Source organism: Pseudomonas sp. C9D1 (assembly GCF_056491235.1).
In genome coordinates this window covers 1123566-1137692 of record NZ_JBSZIE010000002.1, presented here as the reverse complement: position 1 = coordinate 1137692, position 14127 = coordinate 1123566, and the positions used below count along the sequence as shown (strand labels likewise).

General features: G+C 66.5%; 19 protein-coding genes. 8 read left to right on the top strand and 11 right to left on the bottom strand.

The genetic code is table 11. The features are described from left to right. Positions 1 to 75 precede the first annotated feature (75 nt). Entirely contained in the window at positions 76 to 1080 is a 1005-nt protein-coding gene (locus ACXI0U_RS13515) for an NADP-dependent oxidoreductase (protein WP_021220671.1), read from the bottom strand. 228 nt (positions 1081 to 1308) lie between these two features. On the opposite strand from ACXI0U_RS13515, the gene ACXI0U_RS13510 reads away from it, so the two are divergent. Then, positions 1309 to 2073: an SDR family oxidoreductase gene (locus ACXI0U_RS13510; protein WP_021220670.1), complete on the top strand. Its 765-nt coding sequence runs from the start codon at positions 1309 to 1311 to the stop codon at positions 2071 to 2073. Between the two features lie 141 nt (positions 2074 to 2214). Beyond that, complete coding sequence (locus ACXI0U_RS13505; RefSeq protein ID WP_374981556.1) at positions 2215 to 3099, top strand: bile acid:sodium symporter family protein; 885 nt, start codon at positions 2215 to 2217, stop codon at positions 3097 to 3099. A 293-nt stretch (positions 3100 to 3392) separates the two neighbouring features. Here the strand turns inward: ACXI0U_RS13505 and ACXI0U_RS13500 are convergent, their stop codons facing one another. Both ACXI0U_RS13500 and ACXI0U_RS13495 read right to left on the bottom strand, forming a co-directional pair. After that, complete coding sequence (locus ACXI0U_RS13500; RefSeq protein ID WP_479550386.1) at positions 3393 to 4604, bottom strand: benzoate/H(+) symporter BenE family transporter; 1212 nt, start codon at positions 4602 to 4604, stop codon at positions 3393 to 3395. Next, positions 4604 to 5215, bottom strand: coding sequence for a LysE family translocator (locus ACXI0U_RS13495; RefSeq protein ID WP_431482195.1), 612 nt, complete (start codon positions 5213 to 5215; stop codon positions 4604 to 4606). Before ACXI0U_RS13495 ends, ACXI0U_RS13500 begins: the two co-directional genes overlap by 1 nt. A 154-nt stretch (positions 5216 to 5369) precedes the next feature. Between ACXI0U_RS13495 and ACXI0U_RS13490 the strand changes: the two genes are divergently transcribed. Further along, positions 5370 to 6002: a hypothetical protein gene (locus ACXI0U_RS13490; protein WP_479550385.1), complete on the top strand. Its 633-nt coding sequence runs from the start codon at positions 5370 to 5372 to the stop codon at positions 6000 to 6002. 1 nt (position 6003) lies between these two features. On the opposite strand, the gene ACXI0U_RS13485 is transcribed toward ACXI0U_RS13490, so the two are convergent. Beyond that, complete coding sequence (locus tag ACXI0U_RS13485; RefSeq protein WP_031289025.1) at positions 6004 to 6462, bottom strand: MarR family winged helix-turn-helix transcriptional regulator; 459 nt, start codon at positions 6460 to 6462, stop codon at positions 6004 to 6006. 82 nt (positions 6463 to 6544) lie between these two features. Here ACXI0U_RS13485 and ACXI0U_RS13480 point away from each other — a divergent pair, with 82 nt between their 5' ends. Genes ACXI0U_RS13480 through ACXI0U_RS13465 form a run of 4 tightly spaced genes read left to right on the top strand, consistent with a single transcriptional unit; the run spans position 6545 to position 9301 of the window. After that, positions 6545 to 7711 (top strand): aminotransferase-like domain-containing protein, encoded by a 1167-nt coding sequence (locus ACXI0U_RS13480; protein ID WP_263402170.1) that lies wholly within the window; start codon positions 6545 to 6547, stop codon positions 7709 to 7711. A gap of 14 nt (positions 7712 to 7725) precedes the next feature. Further along, on the top strand, positions 7726 to 8328 hold the full coding sequence (locus tag ACXI0U_RS13475) for a glutathione S-transferase family protein (protein WP_021222678.1): 603 nt from the start codon (positions 7726 to 7728) through the stop codon (positions 8326 to 8328). A 30-nt stretch (positions 8329 to 8358) separates the two neighbouring features. Continuing rightward, complete coding sequence (locus ACXI0U_RS13470) at positions 8359 to 8907, top strand: GNAT family N-acetyltransferase (RefSeq protein WP_021222677.1); 549 nt, start codon at positions 8359 to 8361, stop codon at positions 8905 to 8907. Between the two features lie 43 nt (positions 8908 to 8950). Further along, positions 8951 to 9301, top strand: a complete 351-nt coding sequence (locus tag ACXI0U_RS13465; RefSeq protein ID WP_316927372.1) for a GFA family protein — start codon at positions 8951 to 8953, stop codon at positions 9299 to 9301. A 100-nt stretch (positions 9302 to 9401) separates the two neighbouring features. On the opposite strand, the gene folE is transcribed toward ACXI0U_RS13465, so the two are convergent. The 4 genes from folE to ACXI0U_RS13445 form a co-directional block, all read right to left on the bottom strand. Then, positions 9402 to 9962: a GTP cyclohydrolase I FolE gene (gene folE, locus ACXI0U_RS13460; RefSeq protein WP_021222675.1), complete on the bottom strand. Its 561-nt coding sequence runs from the start codon at positions 9960 to 9962 to the stop codon at positions 9402 to 9404. A 236-nt stretch (positions 9963 to 10198) separates the two neighbouring features. Next, entirely contained in the window at positions 10199 to 10861 is a 663-nt protein-coding gene (locus ACXI0U_RS13455) for a class I SAM-dependent methyltransferase (protein ID WP_021222674.1), read from the bottom strand. Between the two features lie 74 nt (positions 10862 to 10935). Then, positions 10936 to 11145, bottom strand: a complete 210-nt coding sequence (locus tag ACXI0U_RS13450; RefSeq protein WP_021222673.1) for a cold-shock protein — start codon at positions 11143 to 11145, stop codon at positions 10936 to 10938. Between the two features lie 350 nt (positions 11146 to 11495). Beyond that, positions 11496 to 11837, bottom strand: a complete 342-nt coding sequence (locus tag ACXI0U_RS13445) for a winged helix-turn-helix transcriptional regulator (protein WP_265169135.1) — start codon at positions 11835 to 11837, stop codon at positions 11496 to 11498. Between the two features lie 90 nt (positions 11838 to 11927). Between ACXI0U_RS13445 and ACXI0U_RS13440 the strand changes: the two genes are divergently transcribed. Then, the gene (locus ACXI0U_RS13440) at positions 11928 to 12476 is read left to right on the top strand and encodes a carboxymuconolactone decarboxylase family protein (RefSeq protein WP_479550384.1); all 549 of its coding nucleotides are present in this window, start codon (positions 11928 to 11930) and stop codon (positions 12474 to 12476) included. Here the strand turns inward: ACXI0U_RS13440 and ACXI0U_RS13435 are convergent, their stop codons facing one another. The 3 genes from ACXI0U_RS13435 to ACXI0U_RS13425 form a co-directional block, all read right to left on the bottom strand. Continuing rightward, the gene (locus tag ACXI0U_RS13435; RefSeq protein ID WP_043244135.1) at positions 12477 to 13034 is read right to left on the bottom strand and encodes a Smr/MutS family protein; all 558 of its coding nucleotides are present in this window, start codon (positions 13032 to 13034) and stop codon (positions 12477 to 12479) included. 43 nt (positions 13035 to 13077) lie between these two features. Further along, positions 13078 to 13398, bottom strand: coding sequence for a hypothetical protein (locus tag ACXI0U_RS13430; protein ID WP_271658287.1), 321 nt, complete (start codon positions 13396 to 13398; stop codon positions 13078 to 13080). A 100-nt stretch (positions 13399 to 13498) separates the two neighbouring features. After that, entirely contained in the window at positions 13499 to 14095 is a 597-nt protein-coding gene (locus ACXI0U_RS13425; protein ID WP_021222668.1) for a cysteine hydrolase family protein, read from the bottom strand. Positions 14096 to 14127: the final 32 nt, after the last annotated feature.

Below are 14127 nucleotides of genomic sequence, written 5' to 3'. Positions count from 1 at the left end.
CCGACCTACATGAGCCCCAAATAAAATGGCCCGGACTGCACTGCAGCCCGGGCCATTTCTATTGGCGCGGAAGGGTTACTTGACCTTCAGCACCAGCTTGCCGAAGTTCTCGCCGCTGAACAGCTTGCCGAGGGTTTCCGGGAAGGTTTCCAGGCCTTCGACGATGTCTTCCTTGCTCTTCAGCTTGCCGGCGGCCATCCAACCGCCCATTTCCTGGGCGGCGCTGGCGAAGTTGGCGGCGTGGTCCATGACCACGAAGCCTTCCATGCGCGCGCGGTTGACCAGCAGCGACAGGTAGTTGGCCGGGCCCTTCACCGCTTCCTTGTTGTTGTACTGGCTGATGGCGCCGCAGATGACGATGCGCGCGCGGGGGGCCAGGCGAGTGAGCACGGCGTCGAGGATGTCACCGCCGACGTTGTCGAAGTACACGTCCACGCCTTTCGGGCACTCGCGCTTGAGGCCGGCGGCGACGTCTTCGTTCTTGTAGTCGATGGCGGCGTCGAAGCCGAGTTCGTCGATCAGGAAGCGGCACTTGTCGGCGCCACCGGCGATGCCGACCACGCGGCAGCCTTTGATCTTGGCGATCTGCCCGGCGATGCTGCCGACCGCGCCGGCGGCGCCGGAGAGCACCACGGTGTCACCGGCCTTGGGCGCACCGACGTCGAGCAGGGCGAAGTAGGCGGTCATGCCGGTCATGCCCAGGGCGGAGAGGTAGAGCGGCAGCGGTGCGCGGCTCGGGTCGACCTTGTAGAAGCCACGGGGCTCGCCGACGAAGTAGTCCTGCACGCCCAGGGCGCCGTTGACGTGGTCGCCCACTGCGAAGTCCGGGTGGTTGGAGGCGATCACCTTGCCTACGCCCAGGGCGCGCATCACTTCGCCCAGGCCCACGGGCGGGATGTAGGACTTGGCGTCGTTCATCCAGCCGCGCATGGCCGGGTCGAGGGACAGGTAGAGGTTTTCCACGACTATCTGGTTCGGCCCGGGCTCGGCCACCGGCTTCTCGACATAGGAGAAGGTGTCGCGGGTGGCTGCGCCGACCGGACGCTTGGCGAGCAGGAACTGGCGGTTGAGCTGGGACATGGCAGGGCACTCCGAATAGGGAAACCACCGGTTTAGTCTGCACGGCGGTGGAGGGCAAGCTTAGTCGCGGCAAGGAATGTCCGGCCATGAATGGCAATGATCATTGCGGGGGTGCTTCATCAGCAGATTGGATGCAGCACCCACCACGGACCTGATGATGCTGACGCCGAGCCCTCTCCAGTGACTAGACTCCAGCCCGGTTCCCCCATTCCAACCGAGGTTGCATAGATGAGCATGACTTTCTCCGGCCAGGTCGCCCTGGTGACTGGCGCCGCCAATGGTATCGGCCGCGCGACCGCCCAGGCATTCGCCGCCGAAGGCCTGAAGGTGGTGGTGTCCGATGTCGACGCCGCCGGTGGCGAAGGCACTGTGCAACTGATCCGCGATGCCGGTGGCGACGCCACCTTCATCCGCTGCAACGTCACCGTCGATGCCGAGGTGAAGGCCCTGGTAGAAGGCACCGTCGCCGCCTATGGCCGCCTCGACTACGCCTTCAACAACGCCGGCATCGAGATCGAGAAGGGCAAGCTGGCCGAGGGTTCCGAGGCCGAGTTCGACGCCATCATGGGCGTCAACGTCAAGGGCGTCTGGCTGTGCATGAAGTACCAGATCCCGCAGATGCTGGCCCAGGGCAGCGCCGGCGCCATCGTCAACACCGCCTCCGTCGCCGGCCTCGGTGCGGCACCGAAGATGAGCATCTACGCCGCTTCCAAGCATGCGGTGATCGGCCTGACCAAATCGGCGGCCGTCGAGTACGCGAAGAAGAAGATCCGCGTCAACGCGGTGTGCCCGGCAGTGATCGACACCGACATGTTCCGCCGCGCCTACGAGGCCGACCCGAAGAAGGGCGAGTTCGCCGCCGCCATGCACCCGGTGGGGCGCATTGGCAAGGTCGAGGAGATCGCCGGCGCGGTGCTCTACCTGTGCAGCGACGCCGCGGGCTTCACCACCGGCCATTCCCTGGCCGTGGACGGTGGTGCCACCGCCATCTGACCCGTTGCGCGGTCATGCAGAGGCGCCTTCGGGCGCCTTTTTGCATTCTGTTACAGGTCGGGCCGGGGCTGGCCTGCGAGGCCACTATCCAGCCACGCGTCGCGTGCGCAGAATCCGCCAAGGTCCGACAAGGAGAACAACATGACCGCAAGCCCCCTGGTAACCGTCTTCCTGCCCCTGGCGCTGGGCATCATCATGCTCGGCCTCGGGCTGTCCCTGACCCTGGCGGACTTCGCCCGGGTGGTGAAATTCCCCAAACCGGTGCTGATCGGCCTCGGCTGCCAGATCCTCCTGCTGCCGCTGGCCTGCTTCCTGCTCGCCAAGGGCTTCCAGCTGGAAGCGGCGCTGGCGGTGGGCATGATGCTGCTGGCGGCATCCCCCGGCGGCACCTCGGCCAACCTCTATAGCCACCTGGCCCACGGCGACGTGGCGCTGAACATCACCCTGACGGCGGTGAATTCGGTGATCGCCATCCTCACCATGCCCTTCATCGTCAACCTGTCCCTGGCCCACTTCATGACCGGCGACCAGGCCATCCCCCTGCAATTCGCCAAGGTGGTGCAGGTGTTCGCCATCGTCCTCGGCCCGGTGGCCATCGGCATGTTCCTGCGCAGCCGCTTCCCCGGCTTCGCCGCGCGCATGGAGACGCCGGTGAAGATCATCTCGGCGCTGTTCCTGCTGCTGATCATCGTGCTGGCGGTGGCCAAGGACTGGCGCACCTTCGTCGACTACGCCCCGGTGGTGGGCCTGGCGGCGCTGGCGTTCAACCTCATCAGCCTGGCGGTGGGCTACTTCGTACCGCGCCTGTGCCGCCTCAGCCAACGCCAGGCAGTGGCCATCGGCATGGAAATCGGCATCCACAACGGCACCCTGGCCATCGCCCTGGCGCTGAGCCCGATGCTGTTGAACAACCCGACCATGGCCATTCCGGCGGCGATCTACAGCATCATCATGTTCTTCACCGCCGCCGCCTTCGGCTGGTGGGTCAACCGCGTGCACGGGCGCGAGCTGGCGTCGGAGGCCTGAAGGGGACGTGCCAGCGTCCCGGGCTGAAGCCCGGGCTACGCGTTCGAGGGAGCGGGTAGGGTGGATGACGCTCTTTTCATCCACCAACGGAGCCCGGCATGACCCCGATTGGTGGACCGGTGAAGCGTGGTCCACCCTTGTGGGCTCATTGTCCGTAATTGGTCGGTGGCAACGCATCGCGAATGAATTCCCACGGAGATGGCGGCGCTGCGCGCCGCTTGGCGACTGAAGTCGCCCCTACAAACCCGTGTGGGCATGACCGCGGGGTGGATGACGCCTCATCCACCCGCGCTTCAGTTCTTGCCGGTATTCCAGTTGAGGATCACCAGGGTCAGCACCCCGGCCACCAGACCCCAGAAGGCCGAGCCGATGGACAGCAGGCTCATGCCCGAGGCGGTGACCATGAAGGTGATCAGCGCCGCTTCGCGTTCCTTGGGTTCGTTCATCGCCACGGTGAGGCCGTTGCTGATGGAGCCGAACAGCGCCAGGGCGGCCACCGAGAGCACCAGCTCCTTGGGGAAGGCGGCGAACAGCGCGGCGAGGGTGGCGGCGAAGGTGGCGGCGATGCCGTAGAAGATGCCGCACCAGACTGCGGCGGTGTAGCGCTTGTTGCGGTCCTCGTGGGCGTGGGGGCCGGTGCAGATGGCGGCGCTGATGGCCGCCAGGTTGATGCCGTGGGAGCCGAAGGGCGCCAGCAGCAGCGAGGCGAAGCCGGTGACCGAGATCAGCGGCGAGGCCGGTACCTGGTAGCCGTCGGCGCGCAGCACGGCGATGCCGGGGATGTTCTGCGAGGCCATGGCGACGATGAACAGCGGGATGCCGATGCTGATGATGGCGGTGAAGGAGAAGCTCGGCGTGGTCCACACCGGCTGCGCCAGGGCGAAGTCGAAGCCGCTGAAGTCCAGCAGCCCCAGCGCCGCCGACATGGCACAGCCCACCAGCAGCGCCACCAGCACCGCGTAGCGTGGCTGCAGGCGCTTGAGCAGCAGGTAGCTGAAGAACATCGCCAGCACCAGCGCGGTGCGATGCTGCGCGGCGACGAAGATTTCGCTGCCGATCTTGAACAGGATGCCCGCCAGCAGGGCGGCGGCCAGGGAGCCGGGCAGGCGGCGCATCAGGCGCTCGAAGCCGCCGGTGAGGCCGACCAGGGTGAGCAGCACGGCACAGACGATGAACGCGCCGATGGCCTCGTTGTAGGAGACGCCCGGCAGGCTGGTGATCAGCAGCGCCGCGCCGGGGGTCGACCAGGCCACGGTGATGGGCGTGCGGTAGCGCAGCGACAGGCCGATGCTGCAGGCCGCCATGCCGATGGACAGGGCCCAGATCCACGAGGAAATCTGCCCGGCGCTGAGCCCGGCGGCCTGGCCGGCCTGGAACATCAGCACCAGGGAACTGGTGTAGCCGGTGAGCATGGCGATGAAGCCCGCCACCACCGCCGAGGGCGAGGAGTCGGTCAGCGGGCGCAGGCGGGGCAGGGCGGCGCTGGAGTCGGAAGCCTGGGTCATCAGACGGTTCCCTTGAAGTCGACGAGGATCGGATAGAGCGAGGCCACCAGCAGCAGGGCCATGCCGATATTGAAGGCGCGCAGCACCCGTGGCGAGGACAGCCAGCGGCGCAGCAGGCTGCCGGCCAGGGTCCAGAGCCCGACGCTGGGGCAGTTGATCAGGGCGAACAGCGCGGCTATCAGCAGGGCATTGGTGACGAAGTTCTCCTGGGGGGTATAGGTGGTGATGGCGCCGATCGCCATGACCCAGGCCTTCGGGTTGACCCACTGGAAGGCCGCCGCCTGGAGGAAGGTGAAGGGCCGCGCGCCGCTGTCACGGCTGTCGGGGGCGCCGGAGCCGGCGATCTTCCACGCCAGGTAAAGGAGGTAGGCCGCGCCCAGGTAGCGCAGGGTGGTGTAGAGCACCGGCACCTGCTCGAAGACCTGGTGCAGGCCGAGGCCGACCGCGATCACCAGGACCATGAAGCCCAGGCTGATGCCGAGCATGTGCGGCAGGCTGCGGCGCACGCCGAAGTTCACCCCGGAGGCGAGCAGCATCATGTTGTTGGGGCCCGGTGTGATCGAGGTGACGAAGGCGAACAGGGCGAAGGCGAGCAGCAGTTCCAGGCTCATGGCGGGGCACTCTTTTTGGAATGCTGGAAGCCTACGGCGTGGCGCGTTGCCGCGCCCCGTACAGCGAAGCGCGCAAAAAGCGATACAGTCGCGTGACGAGCGTGGATACAGCCAGTACTGTTCCGGTTTCGAGTTTCCCCAGGAGCCCCGCTACATGGACGAAAACCCCTACGCAGCGCCCCAGACTGACCTGGTCGACGCCCAGGCGCCGCGCGAACTGCCTGACTGGAGCCCGGGGTTGCTCAACCTGCTGGGCTGGCTGTGCCTGATCTCTGCGCTGAGCTCGGTGGTGGTGCTGGTGTTCATCTTCCTGGGGGACTTCATCGGCCTCCAGGGCGCCTCGCTGGTCGCCGAATGGCTGGGTCTGGCGGTGATGCTGCTGGGCAGCTACCTGAGCCTGCGCCTGAAGGGCTTCGCCGAGGCGCGCTTCGCCGCCACCGGGCTGGGCTGGCCTACCTGGCTGGTGATCCTGGCGGGGATGCTGACCCAGGTGATGCTGATGCTGGTGAGCGACCAGTCGCTGGCCCGGCTGGGCTGGGAAATGGGGCTGTATCTGGGGCTGATGGTCGGCTACGGCGCGGTTACCCTGTGGCTGGCGGTACGCCTGCTCAAGGTGCAGAACGTCTACCCGGTGTTCCGGGTCATGGCCTGGCTGCTGCTGGTGGGCGGGGTGATGATGGCGACCGTGCTGCTGATGATGATCGCCCTGCTGCCGCTGCTGGGCTCGTCCATCGCCATGGCGCTGGTGTTCTTCCGCGGCGCCAGGGACATGGCCGGGCAGGCCTGAGTCAGGCGGCTTCTTCGCTCTCGCCCGGGCGCGCGCTGGACAATGCCTGGTTGACCTTCAGCCAGCCATCCACGGCGTCCGCCCCGGCCTCGCTGAAGGCGCGTTCCAGCAGGCGCGCCTGCTCGCGGCGCAGGCTCTTCTCCAGTTTCGAACCGTCGGCGGTCAGGCCCAGCTGGCGCTTGCGCTTGTCGTCGTCGGCGGCGGTGCTCTGCACCAGGTCCATCTCCATCAATTGGCGCAGGGGCGTGTTCAACGCCTGCTTGCTGACGCCCAGGTAGCCGAGCATCTCCTTGACGCTGAGCCCCGGGTACTTGGCGATGAAGAACAGGATGCGGTGGTGCACCCGCGACAGCCCGCGACGGGCGAGCATTTCGTCGGGCTTGCTGGTGAAGGCCTGGTAGCCGAAGAAGAAGGCTTCCATGGCGGCGTGCTGGACGGCTGGGTTTTTAAGGTCAAGCATATTGACGTATCCATCCCGGGCATCGTAATTTCGGTCAAGCAGTTTGACTCAATTTTCCCGCCTTCGCACCCGGTGACAACCCATGGCCTTCTCCGAACGCATCGCCCGCCTGAAAAGCTCCTTGATCCGTGAAATCCTCGCTGCGGCGCAGCGCCCGGAGGTGATGTCCTTCGCCGGTGGCCTGCCGGCCGAACCGATGCTGCCGAAGGTGGAGTGGGCGGACATGCCGGTGAGCATGGGCCAATACGGCATGAGCGAAGGCGAGCCGGCGCTGCGCGAGGCCATTGCCGCCGAGGCGCAGAAGCTGGGCGTGCAGTGCGACGCCAGCCAGGTGCTGATCGTCAGCGGCTCCCAGCAGACCCTGGACCTGGCGTCCAAGCTGTTCATCGACCCGGGCACCGAAGTGCTGCTGGAGGCGCCGACCTACCTGGCCGCCCTGCAGGCCTTCCAGCTGTTCGGCGCCGATTGCATCGCCGTGGCCCAGGAAGCCGACGGCCCCGAGCTGGCCTCCCTGCGCCAGCGCCTGGAGCAGCACAAGCCGGCCTTCGCCTACCTGATCCCGACCTTCCAGAACCCCTCGGCCGTGCGCTACAGCGAAGCCAAGCGCGATGCCGTGGCGGCGCTGCTGGACGAGTTCGGCGTGACCCTGATCGAAGACGAGCCCTACCGCGAGCTGGTGTTCGACGAAGGCACCGCTACCCCTATCGTCAGCCGCCTGAAGAAGGCCAGCTGGATCTACACCGGCACGGTGTCCAAGACCCTGCTGCCGGGCCTGCGCGTGGGCTTCCTGATCGCCAGCCCGGATCTGTTCCCCTACCTGCTGCGCCTGAAGCAGTCCGCCGACCTGCACACCAACCGCATCGGCCAGTGGCAGGCCCTGCAATGGCTGGGCACCGAGCAGTACCGCGAGCACCTGGCCGAACTGCGCGACTTCTACCGCCAGCGCCGCGACGCCATGCAGGCGGCGCTGGAAGAGCATTTCGCCGACCTCGCCACCTGGCAGATTCCCCAGGGCGGCCTGTTCTTCTGGCTGGCGCTGAAGCAGCCGCTGGACACCCGTACTCTGCTCAAGCCGGCGCTGGAGCAGAACGTCGCTTTCATGCCGGGCGAGCCTTTCTTCATCGACCCGGACCAGCATCCCGGCTATCTGCGTCTTAACTTCAGCCATGTGGCACCCGAGCGCCTGGGCGAAGGCCTGCAGCGCCTCGCCGGGGTCATCCGTCACGCACTGGCCGCCGAGGCCGCCTGATCGAGGAGTACGACATGTACAAGGTTCACGGCGATTACATCTCCGGCAATTGCTACAAGGTCAAACTGATCCTCACCCTGCTCGGCAAGCCCTACCAGTGGGTGCCGGTGGACATCCTCAAGGGCGAGACCCAGAGCGAGGCCTTCCTGGCGCTGAACCCCAACGGCAAGATCCCGGTGCTGGAACTGGAAGACGGCACCACGCTCTGGGAGTCCAACGCCATCCTCAACTTCCTCGCCGAGGGCAGCGACCTGCTGCCCAGCGAGCCGCGCCTGCGCACCCAGGTGCTGCAGTGGCAGTTCTTCGAGCAGTACAGCCACGAGCCCTATGTGGCGGTGGCGCGCTTCATCAAGCTCTACCAGGGCATGCCCGCCGAGCGCGAAGAGGAATACCGCACCTGCCTGGTACGGGGCTACAAGGCGCTCAAGGTGATGGAACAGCAGCTCTCGCGCACGCCGTACCTGGTGGGCGAGCAGTACTCCATCGCCGACATCGCCCTCTATGCCTACACCCATGTGGCGGAAGAGGGCGGTTTCGACCTCTCGCGCTTCCCGGCCGTACTGGCCTGGATGGACCGTGTGGCCAGCCACCCGAAACACGTGGGCATGCTGGGCTGACGACACACCACGGGGCAGGGAGGCCCGCAGATGACGACGCCATCGCTCAATGGCCCGCGCGTCGGGCTGCGCCCCTTCAGGGCCGACGACGCGCCCGAGGTTCAGCGCCTGGCCGGTGACCCGGCCATCGCGGCGACCACCGCGACCATTCCCCATCCCTATCCCCTGGAACTGGCCCAGGGCTGGATCGCCAGCCTGGAGCCTGGCTACCCGCAGCGCCCGCGCATCACCTGGGCCATCGTCCGGCGCGAGGACGATGCGCTGCTCGGCTGCATCAGCCTGATGGGGCTGCGAGCCGGCGCCGAATCCGGCGAGCTGGCCTACTGGATCGGCAAGCCTTACTGGGGCCAGGGCTACATGCAGGAGGCCGCACGCCTGGTGCTGGCCCACGCCTTCGAGGTGCTCGGCCTGGCCTGGGTGGAGGGTTACTGCCTGGCGCACAACCCGGCCTCGGCGCGGGTGATGACCGGCATCGGCCTGCAGCCCCTGGGGCAGCGCTTCCCCCGCGAGTTCCGTGGGCGCGAGGAGACGCTGCTGGGCTTCCGCCTGGACATGGCGCACTGGGCGACCCTGGTCTAACGTGGCGACATCGGCCTGCGACGGGCCAGGCAGGGAGAGACCCATGAAATACACAGGCGGTTGCCATTGCGGCCGGATCGCGTTCGAGGTGGATGGCAGCCCGCTCGCCGAAGTGATGGAGTGCAACTGCTCGCTGTGCAGCAAGCGCGGCTACCTGCTGTGGTTCGTGCCACGGGCGCAACTGACGCTGTCGACCCCGGACACGGACCTGTCCACCTACCGCTTCAACCGCATGCACATCGCCCATCACTTCTGCGCCCACTGCGGCTGCGCGCCCTTCGGCGAGGCGGCCGATCCCCAGGGCAATGCCATGGCGGCGGTGAACGTGCGCTGCCTGGAGGGCGTCGACCCCGACACCCTGAAGGTGGTGAAGGTGGATGGGCGGAGCTTCTAGCCGGGTGGAGGTGAAAAGCGACCTCCACCCTACGCCTCGAATCCTGAAGCCCGATAAACGAAAAAACCGGCCGAGGCCGGTTTTTTCATGGGCGTGCGAATCAGCGGATCAGGCTGAGGAACTCGCTGCGGGTCGCGGCGTTCTGGCGGAACTCGCCGAGCATCACCGAGGTGACCATGGAGGAGTTCTGCTTCTCCACGCCGCGCATCATCATGCACATGTGCTGGGCTTCGATGACCACGGCGACACCGGCGGCGCCGGTGACCTGCTGCACGGCCTCGGCGATCTGGCGGCTGAGGTTTTCCTGGATCTGCAGGCGGCGGGCGAACATGTCGACGATGCGCGCGACCTTGGACAGGCCCAGCACCTTGCCGCTCGGCAGGTAGGCGACGTGGGCCTTGCCGATGAAGGGCAGCAGGTGGTGTTCGCACAGGGAGTACAGCTCGATGTCCTTCACCAGCACCATTTCGCTGTTGTCGGAGCTGAACAGCGCACCGTTGGTGACTTCCTCCAGCGTCTGCTCGTAGCCGCGGCAGAGGTACTGCATGGCCTTGGCGGCACGCTTGGGGGTGTCCAGCAGGCCTTCGCGGGAGACGTCCTCGCCGAGCTGGCCGAGGATCGCGGTGTAGTGTTGCTCGAGTTTCTGATTGCTAGATTCCATGGGGCTTCCAGGGGCTAGTGGAATATCAGCGTGCCCTTCGTGGGCCTCCCTTCCGGGGGCCGTACCGCTTGCCCATCGTTGGTGGGCTCGGGACAGCTTTTGCACGCTATGGCCGGATCGAGTGGCGATAGAGGCGGGCATCATACCCGCCATGACGCTTCGGGTCGCGTCGGTGAAGCGGCCATTGTACTGCGGGCGCCGTTGCGCCCGGGTATCCGTATGCGCCATGCAAGGGCTCAGGCGGCGACGGCGCCTCGGCTGAAGTGCAGGTAGGAGCCCTTGAAGCGCTCGCCATTGGCCAGCATGCAGTCGGCGTGGCTAATGTCCATGCCGTAGCCGAGCTCGGCCATCTCGTCATGGAAGACCTGCTGGCCCTGGCGATCCGGGTCGACCAGCAGCACTTCCACGGAACTCGCGGAGTGGCGGTCGATGAAGTCGGCCAGGTCGGCCTGGTTGTCATGGTCATAGAGCAGGTCGCTGCCGATGATCAGGTCGAACTCGCCGAACGCTTCGGTGCCGCCCCAGTCGCAGGTTTCGTAGCGCATCGGTGGCAGGCCGTTGAGGCGGGCGTTCTCGGCGAGGAAGGTGGGGATCAGCGGGTGGATGTCGCTGGCGGTCATGTCACCGCCGCGCTGGTGGCCCACCAGGCTGGCCAGGCAGAGCCCGGCGCCGACTTCCAGCACGCGCAAGCCGGTGAGGTCGCGGGTCGCCATCGTCTGGGCCAGCGCTTCGCCTGCCGGCCACACCTGGCCGAACAGCGCCCAGGTATCGGCGGTGATGCCCAGGTCGGCAGCCTCGCCCAGCGGGTCGTGGAACTGCTCGGCATCCAGCAGCGATTGCATGTGGAAGTCCCTGCCGCCCACCCGGAAGGTACTGGTCTTGATCAGATAGCCTGGCATGTCGCTCCGCTGCGCTGAAAAAAGAGAAGGCAAAAAAAAGCCCCGGAAACCCGGGGCTTCTTTCGAGGCGGGGGTTAGACCACCTGAACTTGCTCGGCTTGCAGGCCTTTCGGGCCTTTGGCGACGAGGTAGCTCACCTGCTGGCCTTCAGCCAGGGATTTGAAGCCGGCGCTTTCGATGGAGCGGTAGTGAACGAAGAGGTCCGGGCCTTCCTGGGGGGTGATGAAGCCGAAGCCTTTTTCATCGTTGAACCATTTGACGGTGCCGGATTGACGAGTGGACATGATGTATCTCCAGGGAAATGTAATGGCATCGACGCCGGGACATCCGGGTCGAGACTGAGGGCGAAAGCGAAAGAAGCCGAGGAGATGAAAGATTGAAATCGTTACATCAGGTCAGAAATCGCAATGACACGTTGCATCCAGTGCGCCCACCATACTCCTCTTGCCGGAATAACCCAGATTTATTTTTATCGGTGCGCTGTCAGGGGCGTTCGGGAGGGAAGAAAAGGCCGCCATCAGTTGAATTTGGGGGGACCGATGGCGGCCCTACAGCAAGCCCTCAGCAGGGCTTCCAGAGGATAGTGAGGCTCCTGCCGAGCGCCATCGCCACCCGTCGCCGGGCATGGGCAGCGTCATTCGGCCGAGGGTGGCGGCAGGCGTTCGGCCCAGGTTTCAGCCCACTCGGCGAGGGGCAGGCAGCGCTGGATCAACTCGTCGCCATTCTCGCTGAGCCGATAGCCGGCATCCCCCAGGTCGACCAGCAGCGCCTGGCGCAACTCGCCCATGCGGGTATTGAGCACGGAGGGCGAGAGGCCTTCGCAGCGTGCCTGGAGCTCACGGAAGGTGGCCGGGCCCTGGTGCAGTTCCCAGAGGATGCGCAGGCTCCAGCGACGGCCGAGGAGGTCCAGCAGGGCCATGATCGGGCGGCCGCTGGTGGAGCCGCGAACCGGTTTGCCGGGGAGGGGAAGGGGCATGATCGGATTCCTTGCTACTTTTTTAGTAGCAGGCGAAGCGCTTTGCTGCTACGTTTTGCGTAGCGTAACAGCCCGACAGGAGATCCGGCCATGAGCACTGCGCGTATCCAACCCCTCGATGCCCCCTATGACCCGGCCGTGCAGGCCGCCTTCGACAAGGTCATGCCGCCCGGCGTGCCGCCGCTCAAGCTGTTCCGCAGCATGGCGCGCAACCCCCGCGTACTGCAGCGCCTGATCGCCGGCGGCCTGCTGGACCCCGGCAGCATCACCCTGCGCGAGCGCGAGGTGCTGATCCTACGCACCACCGCCCGCTGCCGGGCCGAGTACGAATGGGGCGTGCACGTGGCCTTCTTCGCCGAGCGTGCAGGGTTCAGCGCGGAGCAGGTGGCCGACAGTTGCAGCGAACGGCCTGACCCGGCGCTCTGGGGCGCGGCCGAACTGGCGCTGATGGAGCTGGCCGATGGGTTGAACCGTTCGGCGCAGGTGGAGGAGGGGCTGTGGCAGCGGCTGGCCTCGCACTTCGGCGAGGAACAGTTGATCGAGTGCCTGATGCTGGTCGGCTTCTACCACGCGGTGTCGTTCGTGGTGAACGGCACCGGCGTGGAGCGGGAAGCGGGCGTGCCGCGATTTCCGCGCTGACTACTCGTCGCGGCCTTCGAGCATGGTGCGGCGCAGCATCACATAGACTGCGCCGGTGCCACCGTGGCGCGGCAGGCAGGAGGTGAAGCCCAGCACCTGCGGGTGCTGGCGCAGCCAGGTGTTGACGTGGCTCTTGATCAGCGGGCGCTTGCCATCCAGGCGTGCCGCCTTGCCGTGGGTGATGCGCACGCAGCGGATTTCGAATTTCGCCGCTTCGGCGAAAAAGTCCCACAGGGTTTCGCGGGCTTTTTCCACGCTCATGCCGTGCAGGTCGAGGCTGCCTTCGAAGCCGATCTGGCCCAGCTTGAGCTTGCGCATCTGGCCTTCCTGGACGCCGTCGCGGGCCCAGTGCAGTTCGTCCTCGGCACCGACATCGATGACGAACAGGTCGGAGAGGCCGTCCACCTTGGTCGATTCGGTTATCTGGGTCGCATTCTGACGCAGGCTGGCGACCTGCTTGCGATCGGCCTTCGGCTTGCCGGTGTCGGCACGGTCGTGCTGGATGCGCTTCACACCACGCATCTGCTCGTTGAACAGGGAAAAGTCGTCGTCTTGCATAAGGCCTCCACGAAGGAGGCCTAGTTTACCCAGCGCCTGGGCGTCAGTCGCGTTTCTTCATCAGCCCGGGGGACAGGCTCAGGTCGTTGCGGCGGCGCGAACGGCGGCGGGCGATGCGCCAGCCGGCGACGCCGAACCAGAGGCACAGCAGGCCGATCACCAGCAGGGTCACGGCGGAACCCGTGCTGTCATTCAACGTACCCAGCGCCGGCGGGCGGCCGAGCAGGGTGGCGGCGCCGGCCATGGCGAGCAGGATGCCAAAACTGGCGACCAGCGCAGCGAAGGCCGCGGCGATACGCCAGCGCCAGCTGCCCGGCCCACGTGGACGCAGGCGGCGGGCATCGAAACCATCGGATAACTTCATCCGGACGTCCTCATTGGCAATCGGGCGTATGACCGGCGCCTGTCAGCGGGGTTCCGGTCGTTCGCCCGATTGGATGTCGCGAGATGTGTAGCGCTCAGGCTCAGGCCAGGGCGCGGGCGTGGGGCACGACGCTGGCGAAGTTATCGGCGAGGGCGATGACTTCGACGCGGTGCATCTCGTCGGCGCTGATCACGCCGCCATCGAGCGTGGGCAGGTCGCGGGTGGCGCAGGCGGCGCTGACCAGGGTGCAGCGGTAGCCGTAGTCCTTGGCGGCACGCACGGTGGTGCTGACGCTGGAATGGGTCATGAAGCCGCAGACCACCAGGTCCAGGTGGCCGATGTCCTGCAGGCGGTCATGCAGCTCGGTGCCGGCGAAGGCGTTGGGCAGGCGCTTCTCGACCACGGTCTCGCCCGGCAGCGGGGCGACTTCGGGGAGGTGCTGGCCACGTTCGCCCTGGGGGTCGAGCAGGCCGCCGGGAACGCCCAGGTGCTTGACGTGGACCACGGCGCTGCCGATGGCGCGGGCGGCTGCCAGCAGGGTGGCGATCTCCTCCAGCGCGGCATCCAGGCCGGGCAGGGCGAGAACGCCGCTGCGGTACTCCTCCTGCGCGTCGATGATCACCAGGGTGGCGTTGTTCAGGCTGGCAGGCGGGTAGCCGCGGCCACTCAGTTGGAACATGGATTTGGGGGCGGACATGCGAATCTCCGGTACGGCTTTGTCGGCCATTG